Source organism: Mangrovicoccus ximenensis, from assembly GCF_003056725.1.
Classification (GTDB): domain Bacteria; phylum Pseudomonadota; class Alphaproteobacteria; order Rhodobacterales; family Rhodobacteraceae; genus Mangrovicoccus; species Mangrovicoccus ximenensis.
Map to the genome: position 1 here is coordinate 557,681 of NZ_QBKZ01000016.1, position 19,243 is coordinate 576,923.

At 71.9% G+C, this 19,243-nt stretch carries 16 protein-coding genes and 13 pseudogenes; 14 read left to right on the forward strand and 15 right to left on the reverse strand.

The window, feature by feature from the left end; genetic code table 11:
* The first annotated feature begins 30 nt into the window (after positions 1–30).
* The gene (locus C7T91_RS23030; protein ID WP_161556063.1) at positions 31–747 is read left to right on the forward strand and encodes an FkbM family methyltransferase; all 717 of its coding nucleotides are present in this window, start codon (positions 31–33) and stop codon (positions 745–747) included.
* Positions 748–750: 3 nt separating this feature from the next.
* Here C7T91_RS23030 and C7T91_RS23035 read toward each other — a convergent pair whose 3' ends face one another.
* The 3 genes and pseudogenes from C7T91_RS23035 to tyrS form a co-directional block, all read right to left on the reverse strand.
* Entirely contained in the window at positions 751–1,368 is a 618-nt protein-coding gene (locus C7T91_RS23035) for a class I SAM-dependent methyltransferase (RefSeq protein ID WP_108261485.1), read from the reverse strand.
* Positions 1,365–2,009 carry a MarC family protein gene (locus C7T91_RS23040; RefSeq protein ID WP_108261487.1) on the reverse strand — a complete coding sequence of 215 codons (645 nt, stop codon included), beginning with the start codon at positions 2,007–2,009 and terminating at the stop codon, positions 1,365–1,367. The genes C7T91_RS23035 and C7T91_RS23040 overlap by 4 nt, the downstream gene beginning before the upstream one ends.
* 283 nt (positions 2,010–2,292) lie before the next feature.
* Positions 2,293–3,433: pseudogene (gene tyrS, locus C7T91_RS23045) on the reverse strand (tyrosine--tRNA ligase); the annotation flags it as partial.
* 21 nt (positions 3,434–3,454) lie between these two features.
* Between tyrS and C7T91_RS39860 the strand changes: the two are divergent.
* The 3 genes and pseudogenes from C7T91_RS39860 to C7T91_RS23055 form a co-directional block, all read left to right on the forward strand.
* Positions 3,455–3,551: pseudogene (locus tag C7T91_RS39860) on the forward strand (ACP S-malonyltransferase); the annotation flags it as partial.
* Positions 3,548–3,724, forward strand: a pseudogene (locus C7T91_RS23050) (TrmO family methyltransferase domain-containing protein); the annotation flags it as partial. The pseudogenes C7T91_RS39860 and C7T91_RS23050, both read left to right, overlap by 4 nt.
* Before the next feature lie 21 nt (positions 3,725–3,745).
* Complete coding sequence (locus tag C7T91_RS23055) at positions 3,746–4,291, forward strand: substrate-binding domain-containing protein (protein ID WP_108261751.1); 546 nt, start codon at positions 3,746–3,748, stop codon at positions 4,289–4,291.
* Between the two features lie 172 nt (positions 4,292–4,463).
* Here C7T91_RS23055 and C7T91_RS38645 read toward each other — a convergent pair.
* Positions 4,464–4,955 (reverse strand): annotated as a pseudogene (locus C7T91_RS38645) (sulfotransferase); the annotation flags it as partial.
* Here C7T91_RS38645 and C7T91_RS36650 point away from each other — a divergent pair.
* A pseudogene (locus tag C7T91_RS36650) lies at positions 4,929–5,363 on the forward strand (IS5/IS1182 family transposase); the annotation flags it as partial. The pseudogenes C7T91_RS38645 and C7T91_RS36650 overlap by 27 nt on opposite strands.
* An 87-nt stretch (positions 5,364–5,450) precedes the next feature.
* Here C7T91_RS36650 and C7T91_RS23065 read toward each other — a convergent pair.
* Both C7T91_RS23065 and C7T91_RS23070 read right to left on the reverse strand, forming a co-directional pair.
* Positions 5,451–5,972, reverse strand: a complete 522-nt coding sequence (locus C7T91_RS23065; RefSeq protein WP_108261489.1) for a hypothetical protein — start codon at positions 5,970–5,972, stop codon at positions 5,451–5,453.
* 310 nt (positions 5,973–6,282) lie between these two features.
* Positions 6,283–6,747 (reverse strand): annotated as a pseudogene (locus tag C7T91_RS23070) (4Fe-4S binding protein); the annotation flags it as partial.
* Between C7T91_RS23070 and C7T91_RS36655 the strand changes: the two are divergent.
* Positions 6,725–7,216: pseudogene (locus tag C7T91_RS36655) on the forward strand (heme/hemin ABC transporter substrate-binding protein); the annotation flags it as partial. The pseudogenes C7T91_RS23070 and C7T91_RS36655 overlap by 23 nt on opposite strands.
* A 56-nt stretch (positions 7,217–7,272) precedes the next feature.
* Here the strand turns inward: C7T91_RS36655 and C7T91_RS39865 are convergent.
* Both C7T91_RS39865 and C7T91_RS32845 read right to left on the reverse strand, forming a co-directional pair.
* A pseudogene (locus C7T91_RS39865) lies at positions 7,273–7,584 on the reverse strand (SAM-dependent methyltransferase); the annotation flags it as partial.
* A complete protein-coding gene (locus tag C7T91_RS32845) occupies positions 7,557–7,763 on the reverse strand; it encodes a hypothetical protein (RefSeq protein WP_161556064.1) in 207 nt (68 codons plus the stop codon). The pseudogene C7T91_RS39865 and the gene C7T91_RS32845, both read right to left, overlap by 28 nt.
* A gap of 70 nt (positions 7,764–7,833) precedes the next feature.
* Here C7T91_RS32845 and C7T91_RS32850 point away from each other — a divergent pair, with 70 nt between their 5' ends.
* The gene (locus C7T91_RS32850; RefSeq protein ID WP_161556065.1) at positions 7,834–8,712 is read left to right on the forward strand and encodes a MipA/OmpV family protein; all 879 of its coding nucleotides are present in this window, start codon (positions 7,834–7,836) and stop codon (positions 8,710–8,712) included.
* 62 nt (positions 8,713–8,774) lie between these two features.
* Here C7T91_RS32850 and C7T91_RS23090 read toward each other — a convergent pair whose 3' ends face one another.
* Complete coding sequence (locus C7T91_RS23090; protein ID WP_108261493.1) at positions 8,775–9,344, reverse strand: GntR family transcriptional regulator; 570 nt, start codon at positions 9,342–9,344, stop codon at positions 8,775–8,777.
* A 185-nt stretch (positions 9,345–9,529) separates the two neighbouring features.
* Between C7T91_RS23090 and C7T91_RS36660 the strand changes: the two are divergent.
* Together C7T91_RS36660 and C7T91_RS36665 are read left to right on the forward strand one after the other, a co-directional pair.
* Positions 9,530–9,994 (forward strand): annotated as a pseudogene (locus tag C7T91_RS36660) (hypothetical protein); the annotation flags it as partial.
* A gap of 1,117 nt (positions 9,995–11,111) precedes the next feature.
* Positions 11,112–11,252, forward strand: a pseudogene (locus C7T91_RS36665) (GntR family transcriptional regulator); the annotation flags it as partial.
* A gap of 165 nt (positions 11,253–11,417) precedes the next feature.
* Here the strand turns inward: C7T91_RS36665 and C7T91_RS36670 are convergent.
* A pseudogene (locus C7T91_RS36670) lies at positions 11,418–11,861 on the reverse strand (FAD:protein FMN transferase); the annotation flags it as partial.
* 8 nt (positions 11,862–11,869) lie between these two features.
* Here C7T91_RS36670 and C7T91_RS23105 point away from each other — a divergent pair.
* The 3 genes from C7T91_RS23105 to C7T91_RS23120 all read left to right on the forward strand — a co-directional run bounded on the left by C7T91_RS23105 (position 11,870) and on the right by C7T91_RS23120 (position 14,614).
* Positions 11,870–12,427 carry a molybdopterin cofactor-binding domain-containing protein gene (locus tag C7T91_RS23105; protein ID WP_108261499.1) on the forward strand — a complete coding sequence of 186 codons (558 nt, stop codon included), beginning with the start codon at positions 11,870–11,872 and terminating at the stop codon, positions 12,425–12,427.
* A 425-nt stretch (positions 12,428–12,852) separates the two neighbouring features.
* Entirely contained in the window at positions 12,853–13,485 is a 633-nt protein-coding gene (locus C7T91_RS23110; protein WP_108261501.1) for a hypothetical protein, read from the forward strand.
* A 619-nt stretch (positions 13,486–14,104) separates the two neighbouring features.
* A complete protein-coding gene (locus tag C7T91_RS23120; RefSeq protein WP_108261503.1) occupies positions 14,105–14,614 on the forward strand; it encodes a hypothetical protein in 510 nt (169 codons plus the stop codon).
* A 20-nt stretch (positions 14,615–14,634) separates the two neighbouring features.
* Here C7T91_RS23120 and C7T91_RS23125 read toward each other — a convergent pair whose 3' ends face one another.
* Entirely contained in the window at positions 14,635–15,123 is a 489-nt protein-coding gene (locus C7T91_RS23125; protein ID WP_145962990.1) for a YeeE/YedE thiosulfate transporter family protein, read from the reverse strand.
* A 287-nt stretch (positions 15,124–15,410) separates the two neighbouring features.
* The gene (locus tag C7T91_RS23130; RefSeq protein WP_108261507.1) at positions 15,411–16,166 is read right to left on the reverse strand and encodes a pyrroline-5-carboxylate reductase family protein; all 756 of its coding nucleotides are present in this window, start codon (positions 16,164–16,166) and stop codon (positions 15,411–15,413) included.
* Here C7T91_RS23130 and C7T91_RS32860 point away from each other — a divergent pair.
* A complete protein-coding gene (locus tag C7T91_RS32860) occupies positions 16,147–16,317 on the forward strand; it encodes an ABC transporter ATP-binding protein (RefSeq protein WP_236638425.1) in 171 nt (56 codons plus the stop codon). The genes C7T91_RS23130 and C7T91_RS32860 overlap by 20 nt on opposite strands.
* A 50-nt stretch (positions 16,318–16,367) precedes the next feature.
* Positions 16,368–16,589: pseudogene (locus C7T91_RS23135) on the forward strand (amino acid ABC transporter ATP-binding/permease protein); the annotation flags it as partial.
* A 1,038-nt stretch (positions 16,590–17,627) separates the two neighbouring features.
* On the opposite strand, the gene C7T91_RS23140 reads toward C7T91_RS23135, so the two are convergent.
* From C7T91_RS23140 to C7T91_RS31820, 3 genes and pseudogenes are all read right to left on the reverse strand, one after another.
* A complete protein-coding gene (locus C7T91_RS23140) occupies positions 17,628–18,506 on the reverse strand; it encodes an FCD domain-containing protein (RefSeq protein WP_108261509.1) in 879 nt (292 codons plus the stop codon).
* Positions 18,502–18,918: pseudogene (locus C7T91_RS23145) on the reverse strand (MBL fold metallo-hydrolase); the annotation flags it as partial. The pseudogene C7T91_RS23145 and the gene C7T91_RS23140, both read right to left, overlap by 5 nt.
* Complete coding sequence (locus C7T91_RS31820) at positions 18,915–19,127, reverse strand: hypothetical protein (protein WP_145962991.1); 213 nt, start codon at positions 19,125–19,127, stop codon at positions 18,915–18,917. The gene C7T91_RS31820 and the pseudogene C7T91_RS23145, both read right to left, overlap by 4 nt.
* Between the last annotated feature and the right edge of the window lie 116 nt (positions 19,128–19,243).

Below are 19,243 nucleotides of genomic sequence, written 5' to 3' on the forward strand. Positions count from 1 at the left end.
CTGCGCATGTCCGGCGGGAGGAGGCCGGAAATGTGGTTCAGGAGGCTGGCCCGGCAGGCCAGGTACAGGGCGCTCAGCCGCTACCAGTACTACCGCGCCGGGCAACTCAAGGGCAGGGCGAAGCAGCGGCGGCGCGATCTGGCCAAGGCCCTGCTGAAAGTGCCCTGCGACCTCGAGTTCCGTGACGCGATGGAGGCGGCGCGCGGGCTCCCGGCGGTCGATCTCGGCGCCAATTTCGGCGAGGTGGCGCAGCGGCTGGCGGAGACCGCCTCGGTGGTGCATGCCTTCGAGCCCGATCCCTGGACGGCGTCGCGGCTGCGCGCCAATGTCGGCCATCTTCCGAATGTGGTGATCCACGAGGCGGCGGCCGGGGCCGAGGCGGGCGAGATCGAGCTGTTCCGCCATGTCGATTTCGACGAATCTACCGGGCGGCACTGCGAGTCCGCGACCGTGGTCGCGGCCAAGGACGGGGCGGACCGCGGCAATTCGGTGCGGGTGCCGATGCTGGCCGTGCCGGAGTTCCTCGAAACCCTCGGGCCCGAGATCGGCATCCTCAAGATCGACATCGAGGGCGCCGAAGTCGCGCTGATGGAGGCGCTGCTCGAGCATCCGGTGTTGGCCCGCGTGCGCTATGTCTTCGTCGAGACCCATGAGGACAAGATCCCCGAGCTTGCGGCGCGGACGGCGGCGCTGAAGCGGCGGGTGCGCTGGATGCGGCACCCGCATGTCAACATGAACTGGTGGTAGCCCTCAGGGTCCGGGGCGGCGGGCGACGTCGAACCAGGCTGCCAGCCGCCGCGGCTGCCAGCTTTCGGCGATCTCCAGCCCTGCCGCATCGAGCCAGCCGAGATACTCCTCGCGGCCGAAGACCGAGAGCTGCGGAAACACGCCGATCGTGGCAAAGACCGGGGCCAGCTTGCGGGCGATGGCCGAATTGTCGGCGATGCAGGTGGTCGAGGCGACCAGCACGCCGCCGGGCTTCACAAGCGAGGCGAGATGCTCCACCGCCGCCTGGGCATGCGGCAGCTGGTGGAAGAAGTTCAGCGCCAGCACCGCGTCATATCCGCCGCTCAGCTCGTCCCACCAGGCGGTGCGGAAGGTGACATTGCCGATCCCGGCCGCAGCCCGCTTCTTCTCGGCGATCGCGATCATGTTCTCGGCGAAATCGGTGGCCTCGACATGGGCGGCATGCGGGGCATGGGCCAGCGCGGTCGCCCCGGTGCCGCAGCCGGCCTCGAGCACCCGCGCCTGAGTCGTCAGGTACTTGCGGGTGCGCCGCAGCTTCTCGCGATAGGCGGCCTCGTCGCGCACCGGGGTGGCCGCGTAGCGCTTGGCGAGCTTGTTCCAGAATTTCTGCGGATCCCTCATGCGGCGCCTCCGGCCAGGCCGGGCAGCAGGCTGCGCAGCCCGGCGGCCATCATGCCGACGGCGATCGCCGCGAGGATCATGCCCATCAGCCGGGACATGATCGCCCGCGCGGTCTGGCCGAGCAGCGCGCCGAGCGGCCCGGCGAAGAGCAGCACCGCGCAGAGAAGCCCCAGCACCGCCGTCAGCACCCCGGCATAGAGCGCGGCGTCGCGCGGCCCGGCCACCTGTCCCGAGAACACGATCAGCGTGGTGATCGTGCCGGGGCCGACGATGATCGGAAAGGTCAGCGGATAGAAGGCCAGCTCCCGTGCGCGGGCGAAGCCGTCCTGTTCGTCCTCGCTGCCGTGATGGGTGCTGCTCTGTTCGCCATGCAGCATGTTGAGCGCGATCAGCAGCAGGACGAGCCCGCCCGCGACCCGGAAATCCTCGACCGAGATGCCGAAGAAGCGCAGGATCGGCGCCCCGGCCAGCGCGGTGACGGCGCACATCACCGCGGAATAGAGCCCGAGCCGGAGCGCCGCCGTGCGGCGCAGCGGCTTCGGCATCCCGTCGGTCAGCCCGAGGAAGACCGGCAGGTTCACGAAAGGGTTCATGATCGCGAAAAGCGCGCCGAAGAAGGTCACTGCCGAAATATGGTCCATGCCGCCCCGCAACCGTTGCAGGACATTCCTGCGGAACCGGGCGGCCCGGGTCAACTGCCGCGATGTCGGGGGAGAGGTTTCAGGTCCCGGGGCTCCGCGGCGTGGGGGCTATGGGTGCTCGGCCCCGGGACCAGTGCATCGCGTCGTTGCGATGGGGCGGGTCTAGCTGCGGGGCATGGCGGCACGAGGGAGCGGAGCAGGCGCGGACCGGGTCATTTCAAGGCGGAAATGCGGCGGGGCGCGCAAGGGAAAAGGCGGGGCCGCCGGCCCCGCCCTGTCGATGTCAGCCGGCCACCGTGACCAGCGCGTGGCGCTTCTTGCCGGCCGAGAGCTTGACCGGCGCGGCCAGCGCGGCGGCGTCCAGCATCAGCCCGGCATCGGTCAGCGGCTCGTCATTGATCCGCGCGCCGTTGTCGGTGATCAGCCGCTTGGCCTCCTTGCCGGATTTCGCCAGCCCGGCGCGCACGATCAGCTGCACGATCGAGATGCCGCCGCCGNACTTCCTCGGCCGAAAGCTCCAGCGTCGGCAGGTCGTCGCCGACGCCGCCCTTCTCGAAGACCTCGCGCGCGGTGGCCTCGGCCGCCGCAGCCGCCTCGGCGCCGTGCAGCAGCGTCGTGACCTCGCGGGCCAGGATGATCTTGCCCTCGTTGATCTCGGAACCCGCCAGCGCGCCGAGGCGCTCGCATTCGTCCACCGGCAGCTCGGTATAGAGCTTCAGGAACCGGCCGACATCGGCATCGGTGGTGTTGCGCCAGAACTGCCAGAACTCGTAGGGCGACAGCATCTCGCCGCTCAGCCAGACCGCGCCGCCTGCGGATTTGCCCATCTTGCGCCCGTCCGAGGTGGTCAGGAGAGGCGAGGTCAGGCCGTAGATCTCCTGGTCGGCCACCCGGCGGGTCAGGTCGATGCCGTTGATGATGTTGCCCCACTGGTCCGAGCCGCCCATCTGCAGCACGCAGCCATAGCGGCGGTTCAGCTCCAGGAAGTCATAGGCCTGCAGGATCATGTAGTTGAATTCGAGGAAGCTGAGCGACTGCTCGCGGTCGAGGCGCGACTTGACGCTCTCGAAGCTGAGCATCCGGTTCACCGAGAAATGGCGGCCGATGTCACGCAGGAATTCGAGGTAGTTCAGGCTGTCGAGCCATTCGGCATTGTTCAGCATCAGCGCGCCGCCGTCCTCGCGGTAGTCGAGGTAGCGGTCGAAGACCTTCTGCATCCCCGCGATGTTCGCGTCGATCTGTTCCGGGCCCAGGAGCGGGCGTTCGTCCGAGCGGAACGAGGGGTCGCCCACCTTGGTGGTGCCGCCGCCCATCAGCGTGACGGGACGGTGCCCGGTCTTCTGCAGCCAGCGCAGCATCATGATGTTCAGCAGATGCCCGACATGCAGCGAGGCCGCGGTGGCATCATAGCCGATATAGGCGGTCACCAGGGCTGGGAGATCGGCTCGGGCGCCTTCGTGGCGGGCCACTCGCTGGGCGAGTATTCGGCGCTGGCCGCGGCCGGGGCGCTGAGCGTCGCCGATACCGCGCGGCTGCTGCAGCGGCCGAACCCGATCGGCACCTCGGTCGTCCGACTCGAGCGCATCGAGGGCGGGGTGCTGCATGTGCGCGGGCTCGACTGCCTCGACGGCACGCCGCTGCTCGACCTGAAGCCCGACCGCGCCGCTTTCGTCCCGAAAGCCCCGCCGAAGTCCGGCGACACCCAATTCCCCTGACGCGTGCCCGAAAGGACCATCATGCACCGATCCCTTGCGCTTGCCGCCGGCCTCGGCCTGGCTGCCGCCCCCGCTCTGGCCGACGAGGTCGCGCTGTTCGCCGCGGGCAGCCTCAAGGCCGCCCTTTCCGATGTCGCGGAGGACTTCGCGGAGACCTACGGAACGCCGGTTGCCGCCAGCTTCGGCCCCTCCGGGCTGATGCGCGAGCGGATCGAAGCCGGCGGCGGCGCCCATGTCTTCGCCTCGGCCAACATGCGCCATCCGCAGGTGCTGGCCGGGCGATCTGGCCGTCGCGGTTCAGCGCGAGGATGCCGCTGCGCGCCGTGTCGAGGATCGCGCCCAGCCGGTTCGACAGTCCCTCCATGCGTCGCGCCTGGTCCAGCGCCCTGCGCCTCGCCCGCAGGATCAGCCACACGAAGGCGGCCCCGAACAGGGCGGCGGCCGAGATCGCCGTGTTGCGGGCCTGGCGCAGACGGTCGGCGTTCCAGAAGGCCGGGGGGGTCAGCCAGGTGTCGCGCAGCACCTGGTAGCTTTCCGAGGACAGGTAGCCGGGGATCACCGCATTGAGGCGCTCGCGCACCGTGGCGAGGCCCGGGCGCAGGCCGATGGCGCGCTGCGACACATGGAACGGCGGATGGACGGCCTCGATCCCGGATGCGGCGCCCCGCTCCGCCGCGAGATCGCGCATGCTCGCCTCGGCATAGAGCGCGGCATCCGCCTGCCCGCCGAGCAGCGCGCGCTCGCCCGCGCCATGGACCTGTGGGTGGCTTGCCAGGATCTGCTCGGCCAGGGTCGTGCCCGAGCGCGGGAGGCCGGTGACGAAGACCGGGCGGCGGCGGGCCAGGGACGGCGGGTCGATCCGGGGAAAGCCCGCCCGGGCGATGTCCCGCGCCCGGGCGAATTCCGCCTCGTCCTGCGACAGGTCATAGCCCATCTCGGCCTTGCGCACGGCATTGCCCCGCGACCAGAGCCTGAAGGCTGCTTCATGCGCGCCCTGGCCATGGCGCTGCCTGCCGAGCGCGAATGTGAGGAGCACCTCCTCGCCGCGCGGCAGCGGCGGCCCGGCGAGCAGTGCCTCGATCCGTCCGAGCAGCGGGTCGTCCGGAGCCAGGTCCTGTTCCAGGCAGGCGAGGTGCAGGTAGCGCGGGCAGTCCGGCGCGATCTCCAGCGCGCGGCCGAGATCCCGGGCCGGACCGCGACCGTGACCGTGACCGAGAAGACGGCTGCCCATCCGACGGATGCCCGTCCCGGCGAGCGCGCCCGGGCGCAGCTGCTGGCCCTGGCGCAGGAAGCCGGGGCCAGCAGCTGCGACAATCCCATGCCCGGCTTGCCCCGCGCCTGTCCCGGCAGGTCGGCCGCCACGCCCATGCCCGGCAGGTCAAGCAGATGCGCAAGGTCCTGAAAAAGCTCAGGGATACACCGGCCGCCGTCGCAAGGCGCTCGAACCGGGGGCGCAGCCTGCTCAGTGCGCGACTTGGGCAGCATCCCCAACGGCACCCTGCGCGGCCGGGGGGCGGCGAAGATCCCGCTGGTGCTGCGGCCCTTGCAGCGGAAGCCGGAAGGCCGGGGCAAGATCCGCGCGCTGCACGGGCCCGCGGCGGATTGCATCTCGACGGGGAAGCCGCGCGTGCGCTGCGAGGTCAGCCTCCGATCCCGGCCGCCGCCAGTCCGATGACCGCTCCGGCCCGCAGCAGCGGCCGGGCGATGCCGTCTTCCGCCATGCCCGTCATTCCGCAGCCTCCCGCGCCATGCCGTCCGCAGCCGGTGCCCCGACCACGCCGATCGTCCGGCGCCGCACCGTCCCGATGATCTGCTCGCGCGGCGCGCAATGCTCGACCATGCCTTCCTTCATCATCAGGATCCGGTCCGCGAAGGAGGCGAGCACCGGCTTGTGCGAGATCACGATCACCGTCGTGCCGGCCTGCTTCAGCGCCCGGAGGGCGTTCAGAGCGGCAACCTCGCCCTCGGCATCCGCCAGCGAGGTCGGCTGGTCGAGGATGACCAGCGGAGGCTGCCCGAAGAGCGCGCGCGCCAGGGCGATCCGCTGGCGCAGGCCCGGGGGAATTGCCGTTCCGCCGGGCCCCGCCTGCGCGGCGAAGCCGCCTCCGGAAGCCCGGTGCCGCTCCAGGCCGCGCCGCTGCTGCTGGCGCAGGCCGCGGCGCCGCTGCCCGACTGGTGGCAGAGACTGCCCGGCGAGAGTTTCGTGAACACCTTCGACCCGGCGGTTCCGGGCGCCGAGGAATTCCACGAGGACACGCCGAACGCGCTGTCCTGGCCGCGCTACCAGCAGGGCTCCGTGCCGGGCTGGAGCTACCGGCTGTTTCCGGACGGCTCGGCGGTCGTCGTCCCGGACCGGCCGCAGGCCGCCGCCGAATACATCCTGAAATGCACTCCGGCGGTGTCCTGCGATATCATCCAGGGCGACCGCATCGTCGACAGCGTTCCGGCAACCGGCGCGCCGCGGCCGGACCTGCCGGAAGGTGCCGACGGGCTGGAGCTGTCGCGCTATCTCGCCCGCTGGATCCTCGCGGGCACCGGCGCTCCGGCGGCACGCGCCGTCCATGCGCGCCATGGACCAGCAGCCGCGGCGCGGTTCCGCCCGCCTCCAGATAGGCCTTGGCCAGCGTCTGCACCCGGCGCATCGTCAGGTCGACGGGCGGCGCGTCATAGGCGATCGCGCCCGAGGGACAGGCCGCCGAACAGGCGCCGCAGCCCGCGCAGATCATCGGATCGACCGTCACATGGTCGCCTGCGGGCTGGATCGCGCCGGTCGGGCAGAGGTCGAGGCAGGCGGTGCAGCCGGTCTGCCCGGCCCGCGAATGGGCGCAAAGCAGCGGCTCGGTGCGGACATAGAGCGGCTTTTCGAAAGTGCCGACCAGATGCGAGGCGGCCAGAACGGCGGCGGCCACGGCCTGCGGGCGGCCGGGATCCGCCCGCAGGTAGCCTTCGCGCTTCTCGTGCGCCGGGAAAAGCGGCGCGGCGCGGCGCAGGTCGAGGATGATGTCGCAGTCGGAGACCCCGCCAGGTTCCGGCGTGATCCGGCGCCGCCCTGCCCGCGGGCTTGCCGCGCTCGTGCTGGCCTGCACCGCCACCGGTGCCGCCGCGCAATCCTATCCCGACGCCTCCGCCATCGTTTCGATCGGCGGGCCGCTGACCGAGATCGTCTATGCGCTGGAGCAGGGCGACCGGCTCGCCGCGCGTGACACGACCTCGCTCTATCCGCCCGAGGCGCAGGCGTTGCCCGATGTCGGCTATATGCGCCAGCTCTCCGCCGAGGGGGTGCTCTCCGCCGGGCCCGACCTGATTCTGGCGCGCGACACCGCCGGTCCGCCCGAGGTTCTGGAGCAGCTTCAGGCAGCGTCGGTGCCGGTGGTCCTCGTCCATGACGGTTTCACCGCCGAGGCCGTGGCCGCCTCGATCCGCAGCGTCGGCCGGGCGCTGGGAGAAGAACCCGCGGCCGAGGCGCTGGCTTCCGGGACCGAGGCGGCGGGGGCGAAGGCGAAGAGGTCGGACTGCACGAATTCCGCGCCCGAGCGCGTGTCCTCGGCCACCTCGCGTGCACGGGCCAGCGCCCTGGCGCTGAAATCCACGCCTACGGCCCGGGCGCCGCAATGCAGCGCCAGCGCATTCGCCGCCCAGCCGGTGCCGCATCCGATCTCCAGCACCGAAAGGCCGGGTCCGGCCTCGGCGAGCGTCGCGTCGAGATCCGGATAGGCGGCCAGCGGATTGGCCCGCACGCGCGCTGCCGCGAGGGCGGGATCGGCGAAATGATTGTAGGGCAGCGCGTCGTAGAAGTCGCGCACCGCACGGTCCGTAGGGGCAAGCTCCGCCGTCACAGGAATTTCCTTTCCAGCCTCCATGCCGCTCCGCCGAGGCCGAGCCCGAGCGCGGCCATTTCGGCCCAGGGCGCGCCGCCCCCGGCCGCAAGCCCGCCGACCATCGCCAGCCGCCGAAGGCTGCCGGTCCGCCCCGCCACGCTGGCCTCGCGCCGCCGGATCGGGTTTGCTCGGCGCAGGGACAGATCGGGAGACGCCGCCATGAGACTTGCCGCCATCCTTGCCGCACTGGCCAGCCTGGCCGCCGCCGCTCCGGCGCTGGCCGAGGGACCGGTGCTCGACCTGCCGTCCTTTCCCGACTACGCCATTCTCGGCACCGGAGCCGGCCCCTCGCATATCGGCGCCGACGAAACGACCTGGGCTGTGGTTCCCGCCGCGCGCAAGAGCTTCGGCCGCCGCTATCTGAGCCTCGAGGCGAACTACCTGTCCGCCAACCTGCTCGGACACCGCCACCTGCAGGCCGGGCCGGCGGGCCTGCTGCGCTTCGGGCGGCGCGATGCCGAAGACGACCGCGGCGATCCGCTGCCCGACATCGGCATGTCGGCCGATCTCGGCGGCTTCCTCGCCTGGGAGACAGAAGACGGCACCGGCCGATCCGGATTTTCCGGCCTCGCCGCCAGCGTCTCGACCCCGGGGCCGGACCGGCAGCCGCCCGCCAAGATGCCGGGGGCGTCGCCGATGACGTCGACCCGGAAGATCCGGAGCTGCGCGCCATTTCCGCCAGATCGCACTGCCGCCGTTCGCCGTCGCCCATCGGACTCGGACCGATGGCGCCGCGACGGGCAACGCCCGAAGGCATGGCGAGCTGATGGCTTACCTTTGCAGCGCCGTCCTCACCTGGCCCCGCACCGGCTGGCGGACATGGATCACCGCCTGGCGCTTGAGCAGCTCCGGCGGAAAGCCCGCCATCCCCTTGACATGCACCGCCCTGTCCTCACGGAGCTGCCGCCGCGGCCGGACGGAGCTGCGCAGGCGCCGTCACGGCCGGCTGGCGATCCGGCCGGCTCAGCGACGCCGTCATTCCCGGCCGGAACGGCAAAGCCGGTTTCGGCAGCATCCGGCTGCGCGGCGTGCCCATCCGCGACCCGTATTCCGGCGATGCCGCGCAGAGGCCCGGTCCTGTCGTCCATGCGGCCCATCTCGCCGCCGTGACGGACCGGATCACGCCCGCCACCACCGGCATCGTGCTGCCGGCCGGCGGAGCGAGGGACGCTTCACCCTCGGGCTCCCGACCGGCAACCGTCCCGCCGGGCATCCTGCCTTCGATGTCGATCTCGAGGGTCGCGGCGAGGGCTGCCGCGGGGCGGCGGAGGTGATCCGAACGCTGTCCGAAGGGCGCTTGCCAAGGCCGGGACGATGCGTTCCGGCACCTTCCCGGGCAATCCCGGCTGCATCCGAAGCCGGTGACCGGCGCGAAATGTCCATGCCTGGAACCGGGCGGCGGAGGGCGGCAGCGGGATCCCCGCCGCACTGGATGCGGCCGCAGGCGACGGCACGCCGCCCCCCGGCCGGTGCCAGGGCATCGCGGCGACATCGGTGGAGGCGGTCTTGACGAAGCTGCCGCGCCCGACCTCGCCCGAGACCAGATCGGCCCGGATCAGCTCTTCATAGGCGCGGCTGACGGTCTGCACCGACACGCCGAGGCGCCAGGCCATGTCGCGATGCGGCGGCAGGCGGTCGCCGGCACGCAGCCTGCCGGCTTCGATCGCGGCGGCGATGCCCTGGGCGAGACTGCGATAGGCGGGACGGGCGATGTCGTCTTTGGTAAGCGGCCAATGGGACATGCCCGCCAGTGTCGCGCAGGCGCCGCCGCATGTCCAGTTTCCCGGCCCGGACCTTCCCGCGCAGGCGGGTCCGCGCTATCTGGAGGGCCATGCAAGACCGTCCCGACACCGGCCTTTCCGGCGAGATCGCCGCCTGCCGCCTCTGCGCCGCACGCTTCGCCGCGACCGCCACACGGCACGCGCCCACCGCACCGGACAGGCTGGACCGGCGGCGGAGGGGCAGTCGCAGGCAACCGTGGCGCCAGTGGCGCCGCGAAAGTGCCGGAGACCGACGACGTCGATGCCGAAAGCGCAGCCCATGCCGCCCATGCGGAACGCAGCACGGTGACCGCGGCGGGATGGCCGGAAGCCTCCGCGTCCTCAGGGTCTGCCGGAGCGAGGCGGTGCAGACATCCGTCCGGGGGACGGATGTCCCGCCGAACCGCCATCCAGGCACGGCGCACCGCCCCGGCTCGATGATCCGGGCGGCGATCGCCTGCGCCCCGGACAAGCTGCGGGACCCGCTGCGCCGGATGGCCCGGATGCAGCTGATCCGCACCCTCGCGGCCTGGCGCCCGGACCTGTCCGCCTATCGCGGGGCGGACGTGGCGTATCGCATCTCCCCCAAGGTCCTGGCCCGGCGGTGCCTGGAGCTGCATGACGAGGTCGCCGCCACGGGTCCCGAACCCGTGCAGGCGCCGTGGCGTCTGCACGGACGGGGGCGGCTCAGGGTCGGCCGTTCGGGGGCTTCCGCTCCGCTCCGGGCGGTCCGCGCTCCGGGCGCACCGTCACCGGTGCAGATGCGGCAGGCGGGCAACTTGGTCGCCGGGGGTGCGGTGCCATTTTGCAAAAGGAAGAAACGGGATTCCCGTCGCGAGCCGGATGGCATGTCCAGGCCTCCGAAGTCGGCCTGCAAGGCCACCAGCTGGCACGCGCGACGAGCCGGTGCAGTGCCGCTGGTCCGAGCGCAACTGCGGGCATGGCGCTGTGGCGGCACGGCTTTCTGGCCGTCTGGGCCGATCCCTCGACGAAGCGGGAAGGCGCGCCTTCCGGGCGGCGCGGCCGCTGGCAAGCGTTCAGCGGCAAAGAGGATCGGGAGACGTTCCGGGGAGTCCGGGCCGGCCCGCGCCGGCGGCGCAACGGCGCCGGGGCCGGAGCACGGAGGCGGCGTTTCTTCCGGGTGTCGCCGCGCCATTGCCCGCCGGTACCCGGGCCGGTCCCGGCCATGGCGGGCGACTTCGACGGCGGGACGTCGGGAAGCCGGGAGCGCGCGGCCTCCGGATCGTCAGCGGCTGAATTCGGCCGGTTTTCCGATTGAAATACTCATCTATTGACCGGACCCGGCGCGGCTTGTATCTCCGGCTCATCCGCGCGCCCCGTGCCAGGAGCGCTGCCGATGATCTTCCTGCCAGCCGTGTGCGAGCCTCCCGAGCAACCGTCCCGCGGGCAGAACGCCCCGCGGCCTGTCATGGGGTGACCCGATGATTTCCCTGCAGCATCAAGCCCCGGCATCCCTGCCGGAGACTGCCGCCTGCGCCTTTGCCTTCCATGGCGCTGGCCGCACCCTGGCCGCCGGAGAGGGCGCGCGGCGCGTGCCGCCCGGCCCCGGCCACTGACCCGCTGCGTCCCCATGCGCACCCTGCCCTGCGGAGGGCTGGCCCGACCCGGCTGCCCTCCGCTCTCCGCACCGCGGTCCGCCGGGTCGGGCCTTCCTGCCGTGCGGAGCGGCGGCGCAGGAGGCCGCCCTTGCAATTGCCTTCCCCCTTCCCAGCCTCTAGATCAGTGCCGATGTCGATCACGACCGAACAGAAGATCATCCACCATGTCCTCGATGCCATCGCGGACCAGAAACTGCGCGCCGGCACGAAGCTCGGCGAACAGGAGCTCGTCGACATCTTTGCCTGCAACCGCGCCACGATCCGCCGCGCGCTGGCGATGCTGACCGGCTACGGGGTGATCGAGCTGGTGCGCAACCGCGGCGCCTTCGTTGCCGTGCCCGGCGAGGAGGAGGCGCGCCAGGTCTTCGAGGCGCGCCGCGCCATCGAGGAGCGCCTCTGCCGCAGCGCCGCGGAACACGGCGCCCTCCGCGAGGGTCCGGTAGCCCATCAGCCCCTGCTCCGGATCGGCGAGGCCCAGCCGCCAGGGGCCGCCGCGGGCGCGGAACTCGCCCAGATCGGCCAGCGTATCGGCGAAGCCATGCCGGGCAAGCAGCGCACTGATCCGGTCGGCGGCATAGCCTTGGGCGATGCCGTTCAGCGTCAGGCTCTGACCGGGGGCGAGCTGCACCGCGTCGCGGCCAAGGCGGACCCGCTCCCAGCCCGAGGGACCCGGGGGCGCGGTCCAGAGCGACTGCACCGTCGGGTCGAAGCGGCCCTGCGTGAGCCGGTGGATCTTGCCGCAGGCCGCCAGCAGTTCCGCCATCCAGGGATGCAGCCGGTCGAGCCGCCCTGCCGCGTTGAGCCGCGACAGATCCGAGCCGGGATTGTAGAGGCTGAACCGCGCTTCGAGCGCGCGGATCATCGCCTCGGCCTCCCGCAGGGCCGCCGGTGCAGCCCGGCGACCGGGTCGATTTCCGCGGCCAGCCGGTCGCGGTGGTGGTCGCCGACAGCTTCGAGACCGCCCGCGACGCCGCCGCGCGGCTGGCGATCCGCTACGAAGAGGAGGCTGCCGTCACCGATCCCGCCGCGGCGGAGACCGAGACCAAGGCCGACGACGCGGCGGAGGAAGCAGTCAACGACGCGATGGCCGAAGCCGCCCATGCGCTAGACGCCACCTATTCGACCGCATCCCATGCCGCCGCCGCGATGGAGCCGCATGCCGCCATCGCCGACTGGCAGGACGGCCATCTGACGCTGTACAGCGCGCTGCAGATGCTGCGCTTCAACGCGCTGGAGCTGGCCGATGCGCTGGGGCTGGAGCGGGACCGGGTCCGCATTCTGGCGCCCTATGTCGGCGGCGGCTTCGGCTCCAAGCTGGGGCTCGGCCCCGAGGCGGTGGCCGCCGCCGTCGCGGACGGCAGACCGGGGCGGCCGCTGGCGGCTGGGAGGCCGCGGACCCGGGCCGGAGCCGGACAGTTCGCGGCGGGCGTTGCGGCATGTGTCTAACTGGTCCCCGCGGGTTCCGGGATGCCGGCTCTCTTGCGGCAAGCGTCTCCGCCCGGTGGCGATGCGGGACGGCGGCAGGGCTGCCGTGCCTCCTGCGCTGCACTGATGTTCTGTTCCCGGCAGTTCTGCCAAGGCTCGAAACGATGTCCTGCAAGGTTGTGCAGACCGACGGGGCGGGTCTTCCGAATTCGCGCAGCGACATCCTCGATCCGCGGCCGTTTCCGGGATTTGATCGCCTTCTCCCATCCGGTCCGCCACGGAGCGCCGCCGGCCATCCGGGCCGGCGACCTGCCGGGATGTCTCTGCCTGCACGGCCGCAGGACAAGGCCGGTGGGCCCGGTGCCGTCCGGAGCGGCGGCGGAGCCTGCGGCCGGTCTACGGGCACCGGCACGGCGCTGGCGGAGGCTGGGCTCGGCGCGCCGCGCTTGGCCGGGGGCGACATCATTCCGGCGCGCCAGGCGACGCTCGGCGCGCTCGATGAAACTTCCGGCGCACCGGTCATCGGCTATGTCGAGGAGGATCACATGATGTCCGACAGCAGCGCTGCGGCGGGGACCTTCCGTCCGGCGGGCGTGTTCGGCGTGCGGCTCGGCGAGGCGCTTGTCACCGAGGGAAGCTACACCTTCCACGCGCGGGCGCGGCTGCAATCGGGCGATTGCACGCTGACCCGGGAGGTGCAGTGGAGCCATCACGTTGCCGTCGGCATCGACCCGGAGGCGACGCCGGTGACCGTGACGCCCTCGGGCGATGGCGACGGCGCGGTGGTCGTGACCTTCACGCCGCAGGACCGCTACGGCAACCTCGTCGGCCCGGGCGCGGCGGACAGCTTCGAGGTGGCGCCGCTGCCCGGGCCGACCGCCTGGCAGGCCGCCGCGCCGAGCCCCCCGGCCGGCAGCAGGCACGGCAAGGCCAGCCTCGCGTTCGATGCCGGCAATCTCGCCGTCGCAACGGTTGAACGTCCGGAACACCGTGACATCCGGCCCGAACCCGGCGTGCCACCGGCACCGGACATGGCAGCGCTGACCGGCATGGGCAGAATGACCGGGAGACGGCGCTGAACCGCAAGAACGCGCTCCTTGCAGGCCAAGGCGAGGGCGGCCGGTCCAGCGCGCGCATCGCCTCGCCGATCGAGACGGCGCAGATCAGCGGCGTCGAGCCCTCCGCCTGCCTGAAGCCACGCCGGAAGCGATCGCGGCCGCGCATCCGCAGAAGCGGATCGGCGAACGCCTGCAGTGGAACTCCAGGCCGCCAACCCGAGACCCCGCGCGCCAAAAGGCAGCGATTGCGAAGAGAGGGCGGACGCAAAATGTGAGCAGATCCGGGCCGCCGCGCCGGGCCATGTCGGGCAGCCGTCACGAGGGCCGAGCCCTGCTTTGCGGGGCTGCTCCGGTGCCGGGCATCGCCGCGCGGTCCCGGTCGTCCGGCTCTGCCCGGAGTGTCCGGACGGGCGCATGGCCAAGCCCTTCTGCTGCGTCTTCAGCCGGATCGGTGCCGGGAGCGCGAAAGCTCGCTGCGGCGGTGCAATGGTCATCCGGAGTTCTGGGCACCGGCCTCCGACCACGGGACGGCCTGACTAGACCCCGTGAACGCGGGGTGAGCCGACCGGGTAGGCGGCCCGTTTTAAGGATATGCGCGGCCTGCAAGCCGCCTGACGTTGCCTGTCTGAGCGATCCCTTCATGGGCCGGTGCGGGACCCGTTCGGGCGGACGTGCCATCGGCGCCCTGGCGCCGGCCAGCACGCCCTCGAACCGGTGCCAGCGACTGGCAGCCGCGGCCGATGCCCGCCGCACCCCGGCCCCCGCCAAGGTCGAGACCGCCGCGCTGGCGATCGCGCCGGAGACCATGGAACGCCCGGCCCCGCGCCCGGCGGTGACCTTCTCCACCTCCGACATGGGGCTGCAGGACAGCCAGCCCGAAGAGGCCCGCCCGGTCACCGTTTCCACCCGCCAGGGCTCCGACAGCTGGGGCATCAGCGTCGGCCGCTATTCGACCCGCTGGCAGGCCGAGCGCGTCCTGCTGCGCACCGCGCTGCAGCAGGTCGACCTGCTCGGCAAGGCCAAGCGCGCCGTGGTGTCGAAACCGACCGGCTTCGAGGTCCAGTTCGTCGGCCTCAGCGAATCCGAGGCGCAGCAGACCTGCCTGCGGCTGAGCGCCCGCGACGAGCGCTGCGCCGCCTTCGGCTCCTGACCCGGCACCCGCGATGGTTTTCAAGGTTGTTGTCGCCGGCGTCCATTTTCCGGCTGCGCATTCTCCCGCCCCGGCGCCCGCTCGGCCCGCCGGTCGAGCACAAGCTCTGCCGCCGCCGCGCCGTCCCGCATCGCGCAGGCGCGACCAGCGAAGTCAGCGCGCAGTCTGGGGGCGCAGTCTCCGGCCAGCATCGCCGCGAAGCCCGCCAGTGCTGGTCCGGTGATGGATCGCCGCATCTGGCTCTCGCCCGAAAGTCTCCGGAATCCCGGCTCTCCGGCGATGGCGGGGACGGGAATGGCGCCGGGGACCACGCCGGGCACCGGGCCGATATCGAAGCCCGGCCCGTTGCCGCGGTCGAGGAAGACCATCAGCGAACCCGCCGAAGGACCGGAAAAGGTCAGCGAGGTGACGCTGACCGGGTCGAAGCCGCGCTGCGCCAGCTGCCAGGTCAGCACCCAGCCCATCGTTGCGGCGAAGCACGCTCCCGAGCCGGGGACCGGCACCCGCATCCCGACGCTGTTGCGCCGCGCCGGCCCCAGCGCGGCGGCCCGCCACCCGGCGATGCGCCAGCCGCCCCGCGGCGGGACGCGAGACCAGCACGGCCAGCACGGCCGCGGCTGCGAGCACCGCCATCTGCCACAGCGTGCCGGGCACCAGAAGCCGGGTCAGCACCCAGAACTCCGCCCGCATCTGCAGGTTCTCCAGCGCGATGACGTCGATCAGTCGCTGATAGCTTTCCATGGCCGTCCCGATCCGCTTGCCCCGGTCCCAGTATCCGCAGCGGGGGACCGGAAAATCAACAGTTTGGCCCAGGGCTTTTGCGTCGCGGCCCGGGCGGTGTAGTCTCGCCGGGCAAACGTGCAATTTCCGGGCAAGGGAGAGCCAGATGCCATCGGGACGCAACCTGGGACGCCTGCGGAGATGGGCCGCGCTGGCCGGCCTCGCCGCCCTGCAGGCAGGGCCGCTCCACGCGCAGGCTCCGGGACAGGAGCAGCGGCTGGCGGCCATTGCCACCGCCTCGCAGCCCCGCCCGCAGCGCCGCCGTGCTGAGCGCATTTGCCAGAAGCGCGCTCCAGGCCGGGCCCGATCCGGCCAGCGCCGTCAGAACGTCGAGCTGGTCCTCGCTGTCGATCTCGTCCTCGCCCCCGGTGGCGCCGAGGATGCGCGCGGCGATCTCCTTGTCCTTTGCCGTCACCGCTTCGCCCGCGACCCAGGGCGCATAGCTGCGGCCGATCTCGACGGCGGCATTCGGCATGGCGCGGACGATCCGGTCCGATCCGGTGCGGGCGGCGATCTCGCCGGACGGCACCCCCGCCATGAGCGAAATCACCAGCGCATCGGGGCAGCGCCAGGACCCGCTGCGGAAATCCTGCGGCCGCACCGACAGGATCACCACGTCGGCTGCGGCGGGCAGGGCGGTGTCCCAGCGCAGCTCCGGCCAGGCGGCATAGTCCGGCGTGGGGCCCGAGCGGTTGAGGCAGGCCATCTGCCCGGCCCAGGCGCGGCGGCTGCTGCTGGCCCGGGCGATCGCGATGCAGGCAGACCTGATCATCGCCGACGAGCCGACCGCCGATCTCGACGCCGAAACCGCTGCCGTGGTGACCGCGGCGCTGCGCGATCTCGCCGCCGAGGGCCGCACGGTGATCGCCGCCAGCCACGATCCGGCGCTGATTGCCGCTGCAGACCGGGAGGTGGCGCTGTGAAACCGCTTTTCCGGGTGATCCGCCTGATCTGGGCCGCCGCGCCTGGCACGATGGCCAAGGGCGCGGCGCTGTCGCTGGTGACACTCCTGGCCGGGGTCGCGCTTCTGGGGCTCTCGGGCTGGTTCATCACCGCTGCCGGGATTGCCGGGCTGGCCGGGATCGGCATTGCCTTCGACGTGTTCCGCCCCTCGGCGGGGGTGCGGATGCTGGCGCTCGGCCGCGCCGCCTCGCGCTATGGCGAGCGGCTTCTGACCCATGACGCCACGCTGCGATGGCGATCTGCCCGGGAAAAATCCCCCGGCGGCGACGGTGATCACGCGGACCTTCCATCCGTCCACGATCTCGTCCCTGTCGCCCGGCTCGTCCCCGACCTGCACGGTTATCACGGTGTTGTCGAGCATCATCGTGACCTTCCGCTGGCCATCCGCCGCCACGCTCAGAAGCTCCTCGGGGCTTATGCGGCTGGTCCGCGTCACCCCATGCACCTTGCCGCAATGCTTGCTCGGCTCCCGTCCTGCACTCTCTCCCATAGCCTTCTCCTCAAATTCAGCCACCAGTCCTTTCAGTGTCCATTTTAACACCCCAGGTTGGGTGGAACATTTGAGACAAGAGAAAACTACCGTCGCCCTCCGGCAAATTTGCCCGCGCCTCAGTGACCGGCGGCTTCCGCTTGATTCTCGTGGGGCAAATCACGGGCAAAATCTGCCCATCCCTGGAGTGCGCCCCTGCGGGCGGACATTATCAGGCGCCCGGGATGGCCCGGCGCGGCAGGCACGGCGATCCGGTCACCGGGCCTTGGCATCCGCGTGCACGTCCCCGTCCGGCCGGTCGGACGCACGATTTCCCGAGGCCGACCGCAATGCGGGCAGAGGCGCTTGGCTGCCGCAGTCCCGGCAGACAGGTCGGGGCGCCGGAGGGCCCTGCCGATCCTCGGTCACCGGGTCCGCACAGCCTGCCGGAAGCGGCGGAAGGACAGCGCATCCTGCCTTGTCTCCGCACGGCAACTCATTGCCCCCCAAGAAAAGCAAATCCTGCTCCAACCGCGCCCATTCCATCCGCGTGGTCCGCATTGAAGCTGCCCGGCGGTCCGTTTTCCGGCGCAGCCGAATTCGTGGAAACTGCGCGCAACGGCTCCTTTGCGGCGGCCGGCGCTGACCGGCCCGGCGATGAACAAGAGCGCCGGCCGCCTCGAGGCGCGGCGCGGCACCGCGCTCTTGCACCGCAGCGCGGGCCGCGGGGCCGCCGGGCTGGCCCATGTTCCGGGCAGACTGCTGCCGCCCGGCAGGGCAGGCCGCATGGCCCGGCGGCCGTCAGTCTCCGCCGTCCTCGAAGATGCTTGCCAGGGCGTTGGCGGGGGCGCGGCGGTTGCCGAATTCGACCTCCTCCTCCAGATGCCGCAGGTGCTGTCCGAGCAGCGCGCAGGCCCGGTCTGCATCGCCCGCCTCGATCGCCCCGACGATATCGCCATGTTCGCCGGAGGCGCAGAGCCGGGTCTGCCGCCGGCCGTAGCAGCCGAGGATCAGGGAACTCCGCAGGGTCAGCTCCTCGAGGTATTTCGCCAGCACCAGGTTGCCGCCGATCTCGGCCAGGATCATGTGGAAGCGGCGCGACAGCCGCAGTGCCTGGGCGCGGCTGGCCTGGCCCGCCGCGGCTTCCTCGGCCAGATGGGCCCGCAGCCGGGCGATGTCCGGCGGTCCGGCCCGTTCCAGCACCCCGCCCTGTTCCATCGTCGCCAAGGCCGGCGCGGGATCGGGCGCGGCGAGGAGCTTCTTCATCTCCTGGCCCTTGCGCTCGGCGGCGATGCGCTCGAGCCCCTCGGCCAGCGCGGCACACGCGGCCAGCCCGTCGGCATCGGGACCGTCGCTGCCGTACCAGGCGGTGAAGCGGAAGAAGCGCAGGATGCGCAGGTAGTCCTCGGCGATGCGCTGCTCGGCGCTGCCGATGAAGCGCACCCGGCCCGCCCGCAGATCCGGCAGGCCGCCGAGCGGATCGACCACGCTGCCATCGGCCTCGGCATAGAGCGCGTTCATGGTGAAATCGCGCCGCGCGGCATCGTCCTCGATCCGGTGCGAGAAGCTGACCACGGCGCGGCGGCCGTCGGTTTCCACGTCGCGGCGCAGCGTCGTGACCTCGAACCCCTCGCCGCCCGCGACCACGGTGATCGTGCCGTGCTCGGCCCCGGTCGGCAAGCGTCTCGGGCGGCGGGACGTCCTGCTCGTCGAGCCGCAGCATCCGCGCCAGCAGCCAGGCGGTGCGCGTCATGATCAGCTCGGCGCCCTGGGTCTCGCGGAACCAGCCCGCCAGGCCGACATGGTCGGGATGGTGATGGGTGGCGAAGACCCGCGCCACGCGGCGCCCGGCCAGCGGCCCGGCCAGGAGCTCCAGCCAGGTCTCGCGGGTCAGCCTTGTATCCATGCCGGTATCGACGATGGTCCAGCCGTCATCGTCGGCGATGGCATAGACATTGACATGGTCGAGCGCGATCGGCAGCGGCAGGCGCATCCACAGGATGCCCTCGGCCACCTCCACCGCCGCGCCGGGGCCGGGCGGCTCGGGAAACGGATGGCGCAGCGGCGCCGATGTCGTGTCGGGTGCAGTCATGGCCTGGGCCTCCGGGTTGCCCCGTCCCTGCCCCGGATCGCCGCGCAGTTCAACGCCGCAGGCGCGCCCAGGAACCGGTGCAGCCGCAGCCCCGGCGGCGGCGCCTCCCAGAGGAGCGGCGCAGAGAGCTCCTGCACCGGCTGGGCGCGGGCAATGGCGGGCAGGCAGAGGCCGAGGGCCATGGCACGGCGGCGGGTCAGGACGGTCATGCCCGGCAGGTCCGGGACGGAACAGGATGGCAACGGGGATGTCGGGGCATCGGAGGCTCCTTGCAGGGCGGCATATGACTGAGTATTCTTGTCGGGTTATCGGCTGTCCCCGCGCC

Coding starts and splice junctions, on each gene's coding strand:
- C7T91_RS32845 (WP_161556064.1), bottom strand. CDS start 7,763: ATGGCGGCGTCTCCCGATCTGTCCCTGCGCCGAGCAAACCCGATCCGG.
- C7T91_RS23055 (WP_108261751.1), top strand. CDS start 3,746: ATGCACCGATCCCTTGCGCTTGCCGCCGGCCTCGGCCTGGCTGCCGCC.
- C7T91_RS32860 (WP_236638425.1), top strand. CDS start 16,147: ATGCAGGCAGACCTGATCATCGCCGACGAGCCGACCGCCGATCTCGAC.
- C7T91_RS23130 (WP_108261507.1), bottom strand. CDS start 16,166: ATGATCAGGTCTGCCTGCATCGCGATCGCCCGGGCCAGCAGCAGCCGC.
- C7T91_RS23090 (WP_108261493.1), bottom strand. CDS start 9,344: ATGTCCCATTGGCCGCTTACCAAAGACGACATCGCCCGTCCCGCCTAT.
- C7T91_RS23040 (WP_108261487.1), bottom strand. CDS start 2,009: ATGGACCATATTTCGGCAGTGACCTTCTTCGGCGCGCTTTTCGCGATC.
- C7T91_RS23030 (WP_161556063.1), top strand. CDS start 31: ATGTGGTTCAGGAGGCTGGCCCGGCAGGCCAGGTACAGGGCGCTCAGC.
- C7T91_RS23120 (WP_108261503.1), top strand. CDS start 14,105: ATGGGCCGGTGCGGGACCCGTTCGGGCGGACGTGCCATCGGCGCCCTG.
- C7T91_RS23125 (WP_145962990.1), bottom strand. CDS start 15,123: ATGCGGGTGCCGGTCCCCGGCTCGGGAGCGTGCTTCGCCGCAACGATG.
- C7T91_RS31820 (WP_145962991.1), bottom strand. CDS start 19,127: ATGACCGTCCTGACCCGCCGCCGTGCCATGGCCCTCGGCCTCTGCCTG.
- C7T91_RS23035 (WP_108261485.1), bottom strand. CDS start 1,368: ATGAGGGATCCGCAGAAATTCTGGAACAAGCTCGCCAAGCGCTACGCG.